Here is a 17,815-nt window from a genome sequence, read left to right on the forward strand (position 1 = left end):
ACGACAATGCAAATATTAAATAGACTTAAGAAATATATATTTAAGGCAGGTGTTTTAGCACTTGGAGTTACTGCAGTATCATGTACACTTCAAGAAGATCCACCATTAGCCAATAAGGATGAAATCTACGATGGTGTAGAAGGTGAAAAATCAGTATTAGTAGGCATTTATTCCAAATTAATTGACTTTGGAGGTTATAAAACAGCTTATCATCAGTCAAAGCAAATGCATGCGGGCTTATTTTATTCTGGAAGAACAACCGACCTTTCACAAATTGTAGCCTTTAATCCTCCAGCATCTAACACAGATATCACTAATGATTGGTCTAATCATTATAATGTAATCAATAGATGTAATGTATTAATTGATGATATGGATATCACATTGGATTCAACCTTTGCAAATGATTCAACACTTTTAGTACAGTCTTTAGATATAGCAGGTAATGCTCATTTCATTAGAGCATTTGAATATTTTAATCTGGTTCGTGCTTTTGGTGAGGTGCCATTGCAAATCGGAACAACAAAAATTGAATCGATTCACCTTCCAAAGAGTCCAAGAAAAGAAATTTTTGAACAAATTATCAAAGATGCATCACTAGCGGCTCACTTGTTAAGTGAAAATGGATTAGAGCATGGCTATCCTAAAAAGTATGCAGCTGAAATGTTATTAAGTAAAGTTTATATGTACTTAGCGTCAGCACAACGTACGCAAGATCCTTATAATACTTTTGAAGGTATTAATGAATTTGGAGATGCGACAACGCTTTGGAATAAAGCCTTTACCCATGCTTCTGCTGTATATGGTAAATATTCTTTACTTCCAGATTATAGATCATTATTCACTATTATTTCAGGTAATCAGTCTACTGAATCTATATTCGAATTAAACTTTAATGCTTCTGTAGTAAATCCTAATTACAAAGTATTGTATACTCCTCGTAATTATACGGCAGGGGTAAATTCTTGGGGTCGTATTATGCCAAATCCAGAAGTGTATGATGCTCATGAAGCACTTCATCCTGGCGATCCTAGAATAGAAGCTACATTCTTATATGAATATAAAAAGTTTAAGAGTGGAGGCATTGAGAACGGTACACATAAAACATACCCTGTTCAAGCCAATAGAGTAAACAAACAAAATGGTTTTCCTTTCTTAAAGAAATTTGTATTTGAAGATCAGTCTACAACAAGCTTAACCTCTCAAAAAGGATTTATTCTTTATAGATACGCTGACCTTTTATTGATGCTTGCAGAGATTGAAAATGAAAGAGGGAATCTTGGTGAAGCTGTGAAGTACGCTAATGAAGTATTATTCAGAGCAAGAAATTCAGCAGATGAATTTTCGGAATCACCAGCTGATTTAGTGATTACTACACAAGATGAATTAAGAGAGACGTTGTATTATGAACGTCAAGCAGAACTGCTTGGTGAAGGTGAAGATTGGTTTGAAGTAAGAAGAAGAGGATTTGAATTCTTTAGACAACATGTGATTCTTCCTCACAACAACTTTGAATTCTTTAATGAGAATCTTGATGTTAAATTCAATGATGATCCAAAGGCGATGTTCCAACCTATTCCTTTAGTTGAAATCAATACAAACCAATACTTAACAAGTGAGGATCAAAACTTAGGTTATTAATCACAATTTTTAAAGAAGTTATATCATGAAAAAAATATTCAAATATCTTTTTTTAGCAGCAACTATCTTTGGTTGTGAACCAGAAGAAAACGAGGTTAAAACAGATTTAGACGATCAATTAAAAAATCCTCCAATTAATGTAGCATATGATGCTGTAGTATCAGGTTATCAAGGGAAAATTGTATCAGGTCTTCCTACGTGGAATGGAACAAATAATGTAACATTTAACATTGAGTCTATAGTGGCTGAAGATTCAACTTTTAATATGGCCATTAATAATAGATCTACGATTGCTAGTATTGATTCTGAAACAGGGATTGTAAGCCTAGAGTCTAACTCTAAAATAAGTGTAGATGACTTACCAGTTGGGAAGTATTTTGTCAACATAGGAACTGATTTTATTGGAGGTACTGTCATGCATGATAGTGTTCTAGAGTTTAATATTGTAGACTTACCACTAGATGTTATAATACCTACAGTTGATGATATTCCAGTTAGTAAAACAGGTGATTTAGGAGTAATTTCGGCAAAGGTGAATAATCCAGCTGATTACCCTGATTTAACTGTTGAATCCTATAAAATTATGGGTGATGTAGTCGATGGGATAGAATTAGATTCATTGACTGGTGTAATCTCAAAAACGCGTACTGATATAGAAGAAGGTGATTATGTATTTCCTTTAGAAATAGGAACAAATAATGGTGTAAAATATTTACAAGATTCTTTACGCTTTACAATATTACCATTGAATCTATTCATTGAGTACACTTCAGTTGTTGAAAAATTTGGTTATATAGGCTCATTAGGAACTCCAACATTGACAGGTCTTGATAAAGATGGTTTGACTGAAATCAAATATTCAATGATGAATGAAGTATCAGGTGTGACAATCAATGAAGAAACTGGAGAATTATCAAAACTTGATTTGTCAACTCCAAATGGAGTGCATCAAATAGGTGTGAAAGTAGAGACAAACTATGGTATTAAAGAGTATCCTGATGTATTCACATTAGAAATTTCAGGAAAACCAAATGCTACTGTTCAAAAAGATGGTAATACTATAAATCTTGTAACATTGTCATCATGGTCTAGTTTTACAGGGTTGACCATTGATATTGATAAAGATGCGTTAGGAGATGAAAACCCTACTTATACATTATCTTCTACATTATCAGGAGTTACTATTACAGAAGATGGTACAATTAGCTTTACAAATAATGGAATCATTGCAGAAGGTGATTACCCTGTAGATATTACTGTTTTAGTAAATGGAGAGTTTGAGGTAGCTTACCCAGCTGTATTTACTGTAAAAGTGCTAAATCGTTGGACAAATGCTGTAGTTGAAGATTTTAAGACTGCATCTGGTAGTTTGGTAGATACTGAACATAATGGTTTCTCAGCAACAATTTTTGAAGGAACACCAACTCAACCTTGGAATTATGTAACAAAGGGTGAAGTAAAATTAGCAAGAGTTCAGGCAGGGAAAAATGCAGTAGTGAAATCAGCATTAATCAAAGAAATACCAATGACTTCATCTGTGAAGAAAATCAAAATTTCTTATAGAGAAACGATTGGATTTGGAGAAGGAGCAGCAGCATTTATGCATCGTTCTATTAGAATGGCAGATAATAATGAAGCTGATATGGGAGCATGGACAGAATTGAAAAATCAAGTAGATAATCCTGAAATATGGACAGATCCAACCAATGCAAAATTCAATTCGAATACATTAAAAGAAGAAGAAATGGCATTGATTGAATTAGAAATAGATGCACCGGAATATACAAACGACAATTTCTTCTTTGGGATGTTTGTTGAAATGAATACTGAAAATAATGGTGTTGCAGAATCAATTTCATACTTCTCTTATCAATTCACTGAAGCTTACGAAGCTGAATATACTAACGAATAAGAATAAAATAAATCCTCCCTCTTTTTGAGGGAGGTAACCTAATATGAATAATTTTTTTAAAAGTAGTATCGTTTTTTTGTCATTGACTTTAGTGTCAGCGACCTATTCATCTGCCCAATTAAAAACGGTGTATAATGATGCTTTTCTGATTGGTGCTGCTATTGACTTACCTACGTCAAAAGGAACTGTACCAAAAGCAGACAAAATCATTAAAAATAACTTTAATGTTATTGTGGCTGAAAACTGTATGAAGGCTATGTATTTGCAACCTAAAGAAGGTGAGTTTTTCTTTAAGGATGCAGATCAATTAGTACAATATGGTATTGATAACAATCAAAAAATTATAGGCCATACACTTATATGGCATAATCAATGTCCCAAGTGGATGTTTATTGGAGAGGATGGCAAAGAGGTTTCAAAAGAAGTCTTAAAGAAAAGAATGAAAGATCATATTTATACTGTAGTTAAAAGGTATAAAGGAAAGATCAAAGGATGGGATGTTGTGAATGAAGCGATTTCTGATAAAGGAGGGATGAGGGAATCACAATATTATAAGATACTTGGAGAGGAGTTTATTGATCTAGCTTTTCAATATGCACATGAAGCAGATCCAGATGCAGAGCTTTATTATAACGATTATGCATTAGTTCGACCTAGAAAAAGAGATGATGCAGTAGCTCTCATTAAACGTCTTCAAAGTCGTAATGTACCTATAACCGGTATAGGTATGCAAGGCCATTACAGAATGGATTATCCTACATTAGATGAATTTGAAAAAAGTATCGAAGCTTTTGCAGCTTTAGATATTAATGTCATGATTACAGAGTTAGATTTGTGTGTACTCCCTGTTCCAAGAGGTAAAAAAGAAAGTGCAGAAGTAACATTACGTTTTGATTATGAGGAGAAGTTTAATCCATATACTAAAGGTTTACCAAAAGACTTGGAGAAAAAACAAGCAGAACGATATGGGGAACTCTTTGAAATCATGTTGAAACACAAAGATGTTATTACAAGAGTAAATTTCTGGGGAGTAACAGACGGTGACTCATGGAAAAATAATCACCCTATAAAAGGAAGAACAGAGTATCCATTATTATTTAATAGAAAATATCAACCTAAAGCGGCCTACAATGTAGTCTTGGAATTAGGAGAAGGTACTTAATGTTCTAAATAATCAATTAAAATATACTATTACTAAGTAGCCTCTGATTTTTATTAGAGGCTTTTTTTTACTAATAAACAAGCAAAATATGAGTTTGCAATACAATACTAGTTTTAAAAAAATACAACTAACACTACTATTATTGTCGATATCACTGATTCTGACAGCTCAAAATCAATTACCAGTCAATAATGCATCTTACGAATTATATTCAGAGTCTAGCTTTATCAATTGGAATAATCAAACAAATAATGGGGGAGAAGCTACTTTTTCTGTAATTACAAATGATCTTTTTTCAGATCAATCAACAGCAGCCTTGAAGGTAGATGTAGTTCAGTTGGGAGATAAAGCATGGAATGTGGGCACAAATAGTCTCTACCCATTTGAAGTGGCAGGAAATACGAGTTATACAGTAGTTTATTTAGTAACAAATCCATGAAATGAAAGCAATCATCTACTCCAGAGTCTCCACACAAGCACAATCCAACGAAAGACAAATTACGGATTTGAAGAAAATTGATGGTTTTGTAGTTGAAAAGGTATTTAAGGAAAAGATATCAGGTTTTACAAAATCTGCTACTGAAAGACCTATACTTCAAAAAGCACTTCAATATATTCGAGAAAAAGAAATAGATTGTTTGATGGTTCATGAGATTTCAAGGCTTAGTAGAAATACAACAGATGTACTATCATTGATTGATGCTCTTAAAAGTGAAAAAATTAAGCTTTACATTCACAATTTAGGTGTGACGTTGAATAGTGGCAAAACTCAAGAAGATTTATATTCAAAGTTGATTGTTACTATTATAGCAGATCTCTCTCGCTTGGAAAGTGAGCAGATGAGTTATAGGATAAAGAGTGGAATCCAGCATCGAAAATCATTAGGTTTAACTACTGGACGAAAACCTAACTCTACTGAATCTCCTGAGAAGTTTATTAGTAAACACCAAGATATTTTAAAGCTTATTGGAAAAGGATATTCTTCAAGAGAAATCCAGAAAATATGTAAATGCTCATCTAATACTGTACAAAAAGTGAAGAAATGGAATGAAAATAATAGAATTTAGAAATAGATGGAGTGTTTAATTTATGAGCACCCAATTTTGGGTTAAATAAAATTAATAATCTACGTTTTTGATAGTGTTAGGGGTATCTAGCCGTTTTTGCGCTTATCTGGAACGCCCCTGTGATAGTGAAAAAGAAAATTTTACTCCTACAACAGTAAAATGGAATAAAATGGCTCAAGAGCAAACATTGAAACTGACTCCTCTATCTATGCATTCTTATGTAATAGAATTAGATGAAAAAGTATTATAAAAAGAACAAAAGAGTTGGTTATGAATTAAAATAACTAATTCTTTTGTTCTGATAACTAATTGAAATGAAGATATATAATTAAAAAGAGATTTATTTTAAATTTATTTATAGTATGAGATTTACAATGCCCAACTCATTTCTGTATATTTAAGGGACTAAAAAATATACTATCAATGGGCAAAGTATTTACAATCCACGATATCGCAATTCGTCTAAATATATCAAAATCAACTGTATCAAGAGCTTTACGAAATCATCCTGATGTAAGTAAGGAAACAAAAAAGTTAGTTCAAGATATGGCTGATAAATTAAATTATCAGAAAAATATATTAGCATCAAATTTAGCAAGTAGACATACTAATCTAATTGGGGTAGTTATACCTGAGATTGCTAGACAACACTTTTTTGCTCAGGCACTTAGTGGAATTCAAAAAGTAGCAAAAGATAAAGGGTATATTGTTTTAGTTTGTCAATCTAATGAAGAATTAGAGGAAGAAATTAATCAGGTAAATGCAATGGTTAACTGTCGAGTTGCAGGTTTGTTGATTTCATTGTCTAAAGAAACCAATACCTACAAGCACATTGAAAATGTAATGGATAGAGGAATTCCCGTTGTACTTTTTGATAGAGGAGTTGAAAATATTAATATTTCACAAATTATTGTGGATGATTATCAAGGTGCATATTCTATTACTTCTCATCTAATTGAACAAGGATTTAAAAACATAGCACATTTATCTGGCCCGATGTCACTTTCAATTTCACAAAAACGATATAAAGGATTTTTAAATGCATTACGTGATAAAGGAATGGATACCGCAAATGCTCACGTCTATCAATGTGATAATCTAAGCTTAGATGCTGTAGAGGGAACTGAACGATTATTAGCTTTGAAAAAAAGACCTGATGCTATTTTTTGTATGTCAGATTATATTGCTATAAAAGTTATTAAAAGTTTAAAAAGTAAGGGCGTTAGGGTTCCGGAGGATATTGCAGTTGCAGGTTTTGCAGGAGATCCTATTACAGAAGTCATCGAACCTTCTGTTTCTACGATTATACAACCTGCCTTTGAAATCGGTGTACAAGCTACCAAAAGGTTAATAATGGAGATTGAGACTGAAGATAAAGAAACTTTAGGCGTGGTTAAAAAAGTATTAGAAACAGAGTTAGTGATTAGAGATTCAACTACGTTAAAATAAAAATAACGCTGATTTGAATTGTTTCAATTAAGTGTACAGTTTATTTGAGGTCCCTCCATTATTCTTACGGTGAAGGGCCACTCATTTTTTTAACACTCACATAAATAGATTATTACAACTTTATTTTAACTTATTTTAATATAGTAAATTTAACCCCAAAATCACTTATTTCTATGTGTTGTCTTAGGCTAAATGTAAAAAATAATATATTCTGATATTTTTAATTAATTCAAAATATTATATAGATACTTTTAACGTGTCTAAAAAAATAGGTCTTTTTAATAGACAGTAATTGATCGTATTTAATATAACATCATTAATTAAATAATGATTTACGCTAACATTCGGGTGAGTACTGACTTACAAACGGTAGAAAACCAAAGGTTTGAGATTTTGAAATATGCAGACAAAAAATCAATACAGGTCAATCAATGGATTGAAGAAGTAGTTAGCGGTACAAAAAAAGTGAGTGAACGAATTTTAGGAACATATCATTCCCCAAATGAAGAAAGGAGATATTTTGATTGTCGCTGAGTTATCAAGGTTAGGTAGAAATTTGATGGAGGTAATGAGTATCTTGAATGAGTGTATGACTAAAGAGATAAAAGCATTTTCAATCAAAGAAAAATATGAGTTAGGTAATAATCTAAATTCAAAGGTACTGGCTTTTGCTTTTAGCCTATCTGCGGATATCAAGCGTAATTTAATTTCCCAAAGAACAAAAGAAGCTTTAGCAAGACGTAAAAGTGAGGGTGAAAAAATAGGTAGACCAAAGGGAGCATTGTCTGAAAATACAAAGCTTTCAGGCAAAGAAACAGAGATAAAAGAGTTATTAGAAAAAAAGGTAAGTAAAAGTGTTATTGGCAGAATTTTCAATGTGCATAGGACTACTGTTGCTAACTTCTTGAATTCTAATAACAATTGCAACTTTAGGCTGCATTAAAATCGATATTTTCTATTTTTTAATATACTCATTTGGCACTTGATCCATATTATTCCCTTTAGGAAAATACTGCCTAAGTAAACCATTTGTATTTTCATTAGTTCCTCTTTGCCAACTGGAATATGGGTCGGCAAAATAGGCTATTGTTTTACAAGTTTCTTCTACCTTTTGATGACAGGCAAATTCTTTTCCATTATCAAAAGTGATAGTGTACCAAGGTATTGGTGTTCTTTTGTAAAGAGACAATATTGAATTGTATACATCATCTTCTGATTTACTATTAGCTTTTCCAACTAATAAATAACCATTTTTTCTGTCTACTAAAGTAACAAGAACAGAGGAACGAGCCTTAGTACCAATGATTACATCTGCTTCCCAATGCCCAATTTCACTCCGGTTATCAGCTTCTAAGGGTCGGCTTCGTATATTTTTCCGGTTAGATAACTTACCTCTTGTTTCCATCCCTTGAGGTCTTCGCTTTTTCTTCTGATGTCTTAAATGTTGTTTTAGAGATGGCTCTTCTTTGATAGAGGAATAAATGATTTGATAAACTGTTTCAACACATGGAAATCTATATCCTTCCATCCTTTTACGATGGAAAATTTGTTCAGGACTATATTGATGAGTTGTAAATAAATCCAAGATCTCAGTTTTATAACTTATTGTGGAAGAGTGAAAACCTGTCTTTTTCTGCTTCTTTCTTTGATAATTAATATGGGCATATTCAGCATCATAACTTTCCAAACCATTGCACCTTTTCAATTCTCTACCAATTGTAGACTTGTGAACTTTTATTTTATCGGCATTAAGATATTTGAATAACCTTCGTCTAAATAGAATTCTATTTTATACCTTTGAGAAAGGGTAAGTGCCATCTTTATTGCAATTTTGTTTTTGAACAATTTTGGTGAGACTTTAAAGATAGTCTTACCTTTTTCTATTGCCTAAAACTGGTTGCAACTGTTTCTAGAATCTAAGTAATATTACTTATAGTTCTTCCTATTATAGCAGGTACAGTACTATCAGATTTTTTTTTCTTACAATTTTCAATTATTGTAATTGAGGAAAAGAGTCCTTTCTTTTTTTCATTCTCTTTTTTCAATTCTGGTAGTATAGTTTCTATTTGTGTAATTCTATTCTCAATAATCTTTTTGTCCAACTCTAGTTTAGTCATAACTTGTTTGATTTCACCTTGCTTTTCTAAAAAATTAAAAACATTAGCTAGTGATGAAACTCTTATTGTATATAAGATAGACCTTTCTATTTCATCAGAAAGAAATTAAACTCTGAATTAAAACGATATAGCGTTCTGATTACACTCCCATACTCTCCTTTTATATCATGATTTTAGATACTTTTGAACTTATCAATTTTCCACTATTTATGATTAATTTGTTATATTTTTCTGTTGGGAATACTTGTGATGTTAATTGTAAATCTCCATCATTTGCAATGATTTCAATTGAGCAATTATCAATGTATATTTTTAATTTTAAATTACCATCAATTAACTGTATAGGTGCCTTCATTTTTGATGAAAAAGTCTTACTAAAATCTACATTACCAGAAGATGTACGGTCTAATACCAACTCCCCTTTTATATCATTGTAGGTAATTTTCACTTCTTCTGATTTGCTATTAGAAAAAGTGAAAACAATGAGGTTGTTTTTAGGAGATAACTCCATTTCAAAGAAAGACAATTCTTCAATATCGTTTTTATATTTTAGCTTTTTCTTTTCAGTTTTTTTGTATATATCCAATTCTTTGATAGCTTCTCCTCTTAAAAAGTATCCCTTATCTGTATGTTTTAAAGAAAGTTCTCTTGGTAATGTCATAGAACTTCTCCATGATTTTGTTGGGGTTTCTCTTGCATACTGCCAGTTACTCATCCAACCCATAAGTACTCTTCTATCATTCTTTAAGCCAGACCAAGTCACACCGGCATAATTATCTCTTCCATAATCCAACCATTTTGTTTGTTTTGGATCATCAGATATAAATTGGTGTCCATCAAAATGACCTGTGAAATATTGTGTGGCTGAACCTCCATTAGGACCATGTGGATTGATACTAACAATTAAGACCCATTTTGTCTCACCATTATCGGCTTTCATAGGAAAAAGGTCAGGACATTCCCACATACCAGGATGTTGACCTTCCTTTTTACCAAAGTTAGATTCAAACTTCCAATCCAATAAGTTTTTAGAAGAATAAAAAGAAATATGGTCATTTACCGCAAGAGACATGATCCACTTTTTTGATTGTTGATCATACATCACCTTTGGATCTCTGAAATCTTTGAAACCTGGATTGTAGATGATCGGATTATGTTCATACTTTATCCAAGTTCTACCATTATCATGACTATAAGCCATCCCTTGTGTTTGAAAATCCTTCTTTCCTTCTTTTTCACCATTCATATTGTGATAAGTAAAAAAAGCTATCATCGTTGGTTTATCCCCTTTCTGTAGACCTGCATCATTATTCCAGTCAATCACACAAGAACCCGAAAAGATCATACCGATGGAATCAGGATATAGAGCAATGGGTAGATGTTCCCACTCTATCATGTCTTTACTTACAGCATGTCCCCAATGCATAGGGCCCCAAATTGTAGAATAAGGATGATATTGATAAAATAAATGATACTCACCTTCAAAATACACCATACCATTAGGATCATTCATCCACATAGAATCTGGAGTAAAATGATAGGATGGTCGATAAGGGGTTTCTTTATTTTGTGCCATTCCTGTAAATGACATGAATAAAGTCAGTAAGATCAGTAAGTTTCTCATTATTTTAGTTTCTATCTCCTTTGCTGTTTCGATTATAACAACTCCTCTGTCAACTTTGGTGTCGCTCCTTTTTGAGTACAGATAAAGGCTGACAATTCCACTGCTTTTTCATGGATTGACTGTAACGGTTCGTTATTTAATAAACCAATAATCAGTCTTGCAGTAAAAGAATCTCCAGCGCCAACAGTATCTACTACTTCCACTTTTGGAGTGGCCACATATGTAGATGCATGTTTTGTGATGAGATGACTACCTTCTGCACCTTTTGTTAGTGCCACCATTTCAAGATCAAAATCCAAAATCAATTGATCACAGATTCTTTGTTCTAACATATTTTTGTAGCCAAACATGTCTGCAATCACAACGATTTCATCTTCGTTGATCTTTAAGATATTGCATTGTTTTAAAGAAGCTTCAATCACTTCTTTAGAATAAAAATCTTGTCGCAGGTTAATATCAAAAACTTTTAAACAATTATTCGGGACAATCTCTAGTGCTCTTAAAATAGCTGCTTTTGAGTGTTCATTTCTTTGAGCAAGAGAACCAAAACAGATGGCATCAGCAGCACTTAACGCTTGTCTAGCTGATTGTGTTATTTCGATTTCATCCCATGCAACAGGTGAACAGATTTCGTAGGAAGGAACTCCTTGTTCATCCAATGTTACTGCGACTTTTCCAGTTTCATTTTGAGACAAATGAATATGGTTTGTGATCTCTAAATTTCTGATTTCATCCAATAGATCATCGCCCAGATCATCTCTACCTACAGCAGAAATTATCTGTCCATTTGCTCCTAATTGTTTTACATGATAGGCGAAATTAATCGGTGCTCCTCCAAGTTGTCTACCTTCTGGGAACATGTCATAAAGTGCCTCACCTATTCCAATTATGTTTAGTTTCTTTTTCATTTTCATGTCTTTTCAAAGAGTAATTTACCATCATTTCAGTAATGATAAATACTCCTATTTATTTCTGTTGGACCCACACTGTTTGATAAGGAGCAATTAATAAGTACTCTTTGTCAAACGATAAGGATTTATCCTCAATAGCGTCCTTTATTTCTTCTGTATTAAAATCAATTTGCTGAAAGAACGATTGATGTATTTTCTGAATTTCTCCGGAAAAATTACTTATTACCAAAGTTCTTTCCATGTTTTCATTCCATCTTAAAAATGAGAATATATGTTGATTATTGGTGGCTAAGATACTACTATTCTCTTGGTCTGAAAATTCTGAAAAAGAACTTCTAAGAGTACCTATATGCTTCAAATAAGCATAAATCTCAAAAGGTATTGTTCCTTTTTTATTCACCAATTTTGCTCTATCCCAATCCATTGTAGGACGGTGCATCCACCGGTTATCGTACGACTTACTTGGGTTTGATAAATAGGTTGTATCGTTCGGACTACCAATTTCATCACCATAATAAAGCATTGGTGTGCCTTCGTATGCATAAACTAAAGCGTATAACATTTTCAGTTTATCCAATGCAATTGTCTTCAGCTTCTCATTATTTAGCTCTTCTGCAGCTTGTAAACCTGTAAGCGCTGCCAATGAACCCGACATTCTTGCATAACCCGTCACTGGGTCAGGCATAAAACGTTCTCCTTTTGCTGTAGAAGTTGGAAACTCTCCCGTAAAATATTCCTCAATATAATTTCTATGCGCTTTTGGATTTTTACCTTCAGCTTGAATATCTTCATCAGAAAACCCAAAGCCTATATCATCATGACATCTTAAATAATTGATCCATGTAGCATTTTTATTCTTTGATGGTGTTTTTCTTAAGACATTATTCATCATCGAAGTAGATTGAGTGGCAAGCGCCTCCCATGCCAAAGCCATCATAGATGCATTATATCCAATATCACACTGTTTTCTATCTTCTGTACCTAAATATTTTACAATTTCTTCAGGAGCAACAATCGCTTCAGACACTAAAGCTGTTCCTGGTGCAACTACAGATGTACATAATTTAAATAGATGCAATAAGTCATGTGCTTCTGGCAAATTTTGACAGGTTGTACCTTCTTGTTTCCATAAAAAAGGCACAGCATCCAACCTTAAAATATCTATTCCTTGATTAAATAAGAAAAGTAGGTTTTTTAGCATTTCAATAAATACTACAGGGTTTTTATAGTTCAAATCCCATTGGTATCTATGAAAAACAGTCATCACCCATTTGCCCATTTCTTCATGAAAAGAGAATGAACCTGGAGCACTTTGAGGAAAAACATCAGGCATATGAGCTGCTAGATTTCCAAATTCCCCTTCATGATTGTATGTATAGAAAAAGTCTTGGTAATACTGATCTCCTTGTTGCGCTTTGATGGCCCATTCATGAGTATCAGCAGTATGGTTCAATACTAAATCAAGCATAAGATACATTTCTTTATCATGCATCTTCTTAGCCATTTGATTTAGCTCTTTCATTGACCCAAACTTCTTAGCTACTTTTTGATAATCTCTTACCGCATAACCACCATCATTATTCTGTTCAGGCATGTCCAAAACAGGCATTAGATGAAGCCACTTTACACCCAGATCATTTAAGTAATCAAGTTTTTTAGTCACACCTTTTATGTCTCCAGCAAACTGATCTGCATACAACATCATGCCGATCATGTCTTGTGATTGCCACCAATTATGTCCACTTCTTTCTTGATCCAGCTTCTTTAGTGCTTTAGATCTTTTTTGGTTGGCCTCTGATAAAGTCACAGTAAGTTGTGGGAAGAACTTATGGTACAGCTCTTCCCCATATATTTTTACAAACGCTAGTTTGATTTCCTCTTCAAGGATTGTGAATCGTTGATTATAGTCGTTAAACACCGTCATTTTATTAATTATTCACTGACAACGATAGTATTGTTTTTCTCAGTAAGAGTGACCTTTCCTTTTACTTCCTTACCGTTAACTGTTATCGATTTTGCCGTAAGCGTAGGTAAAGCAAAATCAATAACCCATCCATCTGCTTCTTTTACATTGACAGTGAATGTGATTGTATTGTTTTCTTTATGAACAGCAATTTTTTCGATATTGTTCGTTCCAACAGGAAGGTTTGTCAATTTGAAATCGTTCCAACCTTCTGGTACATTTGGATGAATATTGATGGTTTTGTGAGGCACATCAGGATCCACTCCAAATACTCTTTTTACGATTGGTAGTGCTGTTCCGTAAATATTCCATTCCTGAGCAAAACAACCATAATCAGGAGATACCTCAAACATAGAACCTGGTAAAGCATAGCTAAATGCATTCGATAGTCTTGTAAGATAATCCAACATCTGATCTACTTGATTGTATTCTGCAGCGGCCATGGCTTGAACACCTGTCGGAATCGTCATCACAGAACCTGTATAGTTGAAATCTTCGCCCGATTTTTCATCAGCAAAAGAAGTTGCCTTTTCTGTATTTAAATCAGAATCGATACCTGTTACATACACCCCAAAATGATTGGTAAAACGTTTGGTTTGCTCCAACATTTTCATTGCTTGCTCTTCTGTTGCCAAACCTACTTCCAAAGGAGTATTTGTTACCCAGTTGTGATATACTACGAATCCTTGTTTTTTATCTTGAGGAAGAGTTTTCAGACGTTTTTTAGCAGCTTGAAGCTCTTCTACTGCCCAATCTCTTTTTAATTTACTTACCCTAACAATGGCTTCATCAATCAATGTCTCCGCCTCTTTTGGAGTAGCCACAAAGTCGGCAAATGAGTTAGATTCCTCTACCCACCAAGTTGTTTGAATTTCATGTTTTAACTCATCAGCGGCTTTTTGGAATTTTGTAGCATCTGCTTTTTTTCCAAGATCTGTAGCCATTTCAGCCATGCTTGCATAGGCTTGTTGTGTGTACACTGCCACATCGATCAACTCACCATGTAAGCCATGAATTTCCATAATACCAGGACCGTCAGGAAATAAGTTTCCATCCACATCTTTTGTTTTCAACCAATCAAGTCCTTTCACTAAATATGGATATACTTTTTCAACAAATGCCTTGTCTCCTGTCCACTTATAGTAATCTAAAACCATCATAATATAATGTGGTGTTTCTTGAATATTACCAGGATTGTAAACGACACCATTTGTTGATACCTCATGGATAATTCTACCGTTTCCTTTGTTCTCTTTCTGAGAGATTTCGAACAACATTTCTAAGGCATCTTTCACCAAATCAGGTCTACCTGTGGCTAAAATACCTTGTAAAGCATAAGTATTATCACAACCAAAGAACCAAGGATATTCAGGAAGGCCGGCAAAAATACCTCTTCCCATTCCATCAACATCTTTAATTAACCAATCGATATTGTACTTTGTCCAATCGTACATTTCCTCCACTCTTTTGTTAGGGATGTCGATTCTTGTCGTATTTTTTACATCAAGTAAACGTTCTTTCTTTTGAGATAACAGAGCAGTATCCTCTTTCTTTAATTTCTCGATTACTGCTTTTGCATTGGCTAGTGATTGATCTGAACCGCCAATGTACACTGGAAGAGAAACAGATTGTTCACCTTTCATTTCAGCGTTAAGCACCAATGCTGGGTTTACATTTTTGTCTGTTCTTTTATCATGATTGATGTATTTATCATCGCTCTGTTTTGTGCTTGAAGCCTTATCTGATGAAATCACAACATACCAATCGTTGTTTGCATCTTTTGCCTCAATAGCCTGTGATGTTAAATTCACCTGATCTTTTCCATCCTCAATATTTAATCTTTCAGATAACCATACCGGTACCAAATCGATCATACTTACAAAGCTCACTTCAATACCTCTGCTCTCTTTCTTTTTGTTGATGATATTGATATCAACCGAAAGACCTTTTGTATCGTCTGGTACGTATTGGAAAACTTCAACATCAATACCCTCTTGATCTAAATGATAGATCATTTTACTACCGTATGGGTAGTTCACAAATTGATCGGCATGATTTAGCGTTATTGCTTTTCCGTTTTCTCTTAAAATGATCTGATAACCGTCCATGATTTTTACAGGAGGCATCCAAATACCACCCATCTCATCTTGAACATGGTAACCCATATTGGGGAAATTACCATCTTGGTTCTGAATCACATAAAGCTTATTCCCTGCTGTAGAGAAAGGCATATGAAGGTATTTTTCTTTCCCCTCAATTCCATAAAGCTCTTCATCTACAGTTGGCTTGTTTTCTTTAGGAGTAGAGCAACCTAAAACACTTAATAAAGCAATTGAATATATATATTTTTTCATGATTTGATCTTCTTAGTTTTCCTTCTGATTAAGCAAATGATATCACAACAATGGCTGTAATAATAAGAAGGATGACAGATAAAATTCTGTAATTGTTGTACCATTTGTAGTTGGCCAACTCTGCGGTCTCAGCAGTAAACATTTCCTTTTTCCAAATTAGTTCTGATGTGCTTTCTTCACCCATCAAACTCACTAGGATCATCACAACGCTACAGATCACAAATAATATTGGAGCGATGTATAGGAAGTGTAGTTCATTTATAGCAGGAACCCAATCAAACACTTGTGATAAAATACAGAAGATAGAAATAACCATACCTGTCATAAGTGCTGAAAATGCTCCGTTTGCATTTCCCTTTTTCCAGAATAAACCGATAATAAATACAGCGGCAATTGGAGGTGCGATAAACCCTAGCACCTGTTGCATGTATTTAAAAAGAGAATCAAACTTTAAGATTTGTGGTGTCCAAAGTGCGGCAATAATTGCTAGTATCACCGTTGAAACCTGACCTGCTCTAACCAGTTTTTTACTATCCCATTCTGGCTTTAATTTTACAATAAAATCCATCGTCACTAAAGTAGATGCACTATTTAAAGTTGCACTTACCGAAGATGACATTGCGGCTAATAAACCTGCTACGACTAACCCAATCATACCTTGAGGTAATAATCCAAAAACTAAAGTTGGGTAGACCATATCGGCTTGCTCTAAATCAGGATAAATAAATCTGGCCATCGTTCCTGGTAATACCATAAAGAACAAAACAGGTAACTTTAATAAACCGGCAAATAAAACTCCTTTTCTTCCTTCGTTGATATTCTTTGCACCAAGTACTCTCTGTACCATGAACTGATTCGTTGCCCAGAAATAGAATCCTAAAATCGGAATACCAAATAATAAACCTGGCCATGGAACAGAAGGATCAGAAGCAGGACGAACCAATGATAACATCTCTGCAGGAGTATTTTCTATTACAGTAGCCCAACCGCCTTCAATATTATTTAAACAAGCAAACGTTAAAACAATTGAGGCAATAAATAAGATAATTGCTTGAATTACTTCGGTATGAACTACAGATGATAATCCTCCTGGAATAGTATATGAGGCAGCAAGAAACGCAAGGATTGCAACAATCACTTCTATCTCGACATCAGGAAAAACGAGCATGAGTAATAAAGATCCTGCATACAATCCTGCTGCCATTTCAATCACTACATTTCCAATTAATGTAATAAGAGAAAAGTATATTCTACTCCTTCCATCAAATCTTCTTTCCAAAAACTCAGGCATTGTATATACCTTTGAGTTCAGGTAAAAAGGAAGGAAAAACATGGCAAAAAAAACTAAAACCACAGCTGCCATCCATTCATAGTTGTACACTGAAATACCTGTGCTGTATGCGTCTCCAGATAAACCAATCAATGTTGTACTAGAAATGTTTGCTGCAAATAATGAAATCCCTACAATAGGCCATTTCATATCTCTACCTCCTAAGAAATAATCTTCTGATGACTCTTTCTTTGATTTTTTCAGTCCATACCAAATAATAAATATTGCATAGACGATGATAACGGAGATATCGATTGTGGATAAATTAAATTGCTCTGCCATGAT

The 17,815-nt window shown here is 33.7% G+C and carries 14 protein-coding genes; 8 read left to right on the plus strand and 6 right to left on the minus strand.

The genetic code is table 11. From position 1 onward, the window contains the following. Positions 1-6 precede the first annotated feature (6 nt). The 8 genes from ACXAHM_RS17330 to ACXAHM_RS17365 all read left to right on the plus strand — a co-directional run bounded on the left by ACXAHM_RS17330 (position 7) and on the right by ACXAHM_RS17365 (position 8,174). A complete protein-coding gene (locus ACXAHM_RS17330) occupies positions 7-1,641 on the plus strand; it encodes a RagB/SusD family nutrient uptake outer membrane protein (protein ID WP_474962316.1) in 1,635 nt (544 codons plus the stop codon). A gap of 25 nt (positions 1,642-1,666) precedes the next feature. Then, positions 1,667-3,553: a hypothetical protein gene (locus ACXAHM_RS17335; RefSeq protein WP_474962318.1), complete on the plus strand. Its 1,887-nt coding sequence runs from the start codon at positions 1,667-1,669 to the stop codon at positions 3,551-3,553. 43 nt (positions 3,554-3,596) lie between these two features. Continuing rightward, a complete protein-coding gene (locus ACXAHM_RS17340; protein ID WP_474962321.1) occupies positions 3,597-4,715 on the plus strand; it encodes an endo-1,4-beta-xylanase in 1,119 nt (372 codons plus the stop codon). 142 nt (positions 4,716-4,857) lie between these two features. Next, positions 4,858-5,154 (plus strand): hypothetical protein, encoded by a 297-nt coding sequence (locus tag ACXAHM_RS17345; RefSeq protein WP_474962323.1) that lies wholly within the window; start codon positions 4,858-4,860, stop codon positions 5,152-5,154. A gap of 1 nt (position 5,155) precedes the next feature. Continuing rightward, a complete protein-coding gene (locus tag ACXAHM_RS17350; RefSeq protein WP_474962325.1) occupies positions 5,156-5,782 on the plus strand; it encodes a recombinase family protein in 627 nt (208 codons plus the stop codon). Between the two features lie 423 nt (positions 5,783-6,205). Continuing rightward, positions 6,206-7,231, plus strand: a complete 1,026-nt coding sequence (locus ACXAHM_RS17355) for a LacI family DNA-binding transcriptional regulator (RefSeq protein ID WP_474962328.1) — start codon at positions 6,206-6,208, stop codon at positions 7,229-7,231. A 327-nt stretch (positions 7,232-7,558) separates the two neighbouring features. Beyond that, on the plus strand, positions 7,559-7,765 hold the full coding sequence (locus tag ACXAHM_RS17360) for a recombinase family protein (RefSeq protein WP_474962330.1): 207 nt from the start codon (positions 7,559-7,561) through the stop codon (positions 7,763-7,765). Beyond that, the gene (locus tag ACXAHM_RS17365; RefSeq protein WP_474962332.1) at positions 7,734-8,174 is read left to right on the plus strand and encodes a recombinase family protein; all 441 of its coding nucleotides are present in this window, start codon (positions 7,734-7,736) and stop codon (positions 8,172-8,174) included. The genes ACXAHM_RS17360 and ACXAHM_RS17365 overlap by 32 nt, the downstream gene beginning before the upstream one ends. Before the next feature lie 12 nt (positions 8,175-8,186). Here the strand turns inward: ACXAHM_RS17365 and ACXAHM_RS17370 are convergent, their stop codons facing one another. From ACXAHM_RS17370 to ACXAHM_RS17395, 6 genes are all read right to left on the minus strand, one after another. After that, positions 8,187-8,936: an IS30 family transposase gene (locus ACXAHM_RS17370; protein WP_474962334.1), complete on the minus strand. Its 750-nt coding sequence runs from the start codon at positions 8,934-8,936 to the stop codon at positions 8,187-8,189. Between the two features lie 572 nt (positions 8,937-9,508). Next, a complete protein-coding gene (locus ACXAHM_RS17375) occupies positions 9,509-10,972 on the minus strand; it encodes a glycoside hydrolase family 32 protein (RefSeq protein WP_474962337.1) in 1,464 nt (487 codons plus the stop codon). A 32-nt stretch (positions 10,973-11,004) separates the two neighbouring features. Further along, a complete protein-coding gene (locus tag ACXAHM_RS17380) occupies positions 11,005-11,880 on the minus strand; it encodes a carbohydrate kinase family protein (protein ID WP_474962339.1) in 876 nt (291 codons plus the stop codon). Between the two features lie 58 nt (positions 11,881-11,938). Next, entirely contained in the window at positions 11,939-13,807 is a 1,869-nt protein-coding gene (locus tag ACXAHM_RS17385; RefSeq protein WP_474962341.1) for an alpha-amylase family protein, read from the minus strand. 8 nt (positions 13,808-13,815) lie between these two features. Continuing rightward, complete coding sequence (locus ACXAHM_RS17390) at positions 13,816-16,200, minus strand: amylo-alpha-1,6-glucosidase (RefSeq protein WP_474962343.1); 2,385 nt, start codon at positions 16,198-16,200, stop codon at positions 13,816-13,818. A gap of 28 nt (positions 16,201-16,228) precedes the next feature. Then, positions 16,229-17,812: a sodium:solute symporter gene (locus ACXAHM_RS17395; RefSeq protein ID WP_474962345.1), complete on the minus strand. Its 1,584-nt coding sequence runs from the start codon at positions 17,810-17,812 to the stop codon at positions 16,229-16,231. Positions 17,813-17,815 lie beyond the last annotated feature (3 nt).

The organism is Flammeovirga sp. AWQ4_249 (assembly GCF_056161045.1).

What these genes read in the sequence shown, in the direction of transcription:
- ACXAHM_RS17330 (WP_474962316.1), top strand. Translation starts at nt 7, where the DNA reads ATGCAAATATTAAATAGACTTAAGAAATATATATTTAAGGCAGGTGTT.
- ACXAHM_RS17335 (WP_474962318.1), top strand. Translation starts at nt 1,667, where the DNA reads ATGAAAAAAATATTCAAATATCTTTTTTTAGCAGCAACTATCTTTGGT.
- ACXAHM_RS17340 (WP_474962321.1), top strand. Translation starts at nt 3,597, where the DNA reads ATGAATAATTTTTTTAAAAGTAGTATCGTTTTTTTGTCATTGACTTTA.
- ACXAHM_RS17350 (WP_474962325.1), top strand. Translation starts at nt 5,156, where the DNA reads ATGAAAGCAATCATCTACTCCAGAGTCTCCACACAAGCACAATCCAAC.
- ACXAHM_RS17355 (WP_474962328.1), top strand. Translation starts at nt 6,206, where the DNA reads ATGGGCAAAGTATTTACAATCCACGATATCGCAATTCGTCTAAATATA.
- ACXAHM_RS17360 (WP_474962330.1), top strand. Translation starts at nt 7,559, where the DNA reads ATGATTTACGCTAACATTCGGGTGAGTACTGACTTACAAACGGTAGAA.
- ACXAHM_RS17365 (WP_474962332.1), top strand. Translation starts at nt 7,734, where the DNA reads ATGAAGAAAGGAGATATTTTGATTGTCGCTGAGTTATCAAGGTTAGGT.
- ACXAHM_RS17375 (WP_474962337.1), bottom strand. Translation starts at nt 10,972, where the DNA reads ATGAGAAACTTACTGATCTTACTGACTTTATTCATGTCATTTACAGGA.
- ACXAHM_RS17380 (WP_474962339.1), bottom strand. Translation starts at nt 11,880, where the DNA reads ATGAAAAAGAAACTAAACATAATTGGAATAGGTGAGGCACTTTATGAC.
- ACXAHM_RS17385 (WP_474962341.1), bottom strand. Translation starts at nt 13,807, where the DNA reads ATGACGGTGTTTAACGACTATAATCAACGATTCACAATCCTTGAAGAG.
- ACXAHM_RS17390 (WP_474962343.1), bottom strand. Translation starts at nt 16,200, where the DNA reads ATGAAAAAATATATATATTCAATTGCTTTATTAAGTGTTTTAGGTTGC.
- ACXAHM_RS17395 (WP_474962345.1), bottom strand. Translation starts at nt 17,812, where the DNA reads ATGGCAGAGCAATTTAATTTATCCACAATCGATATCTCCGTTATCATC.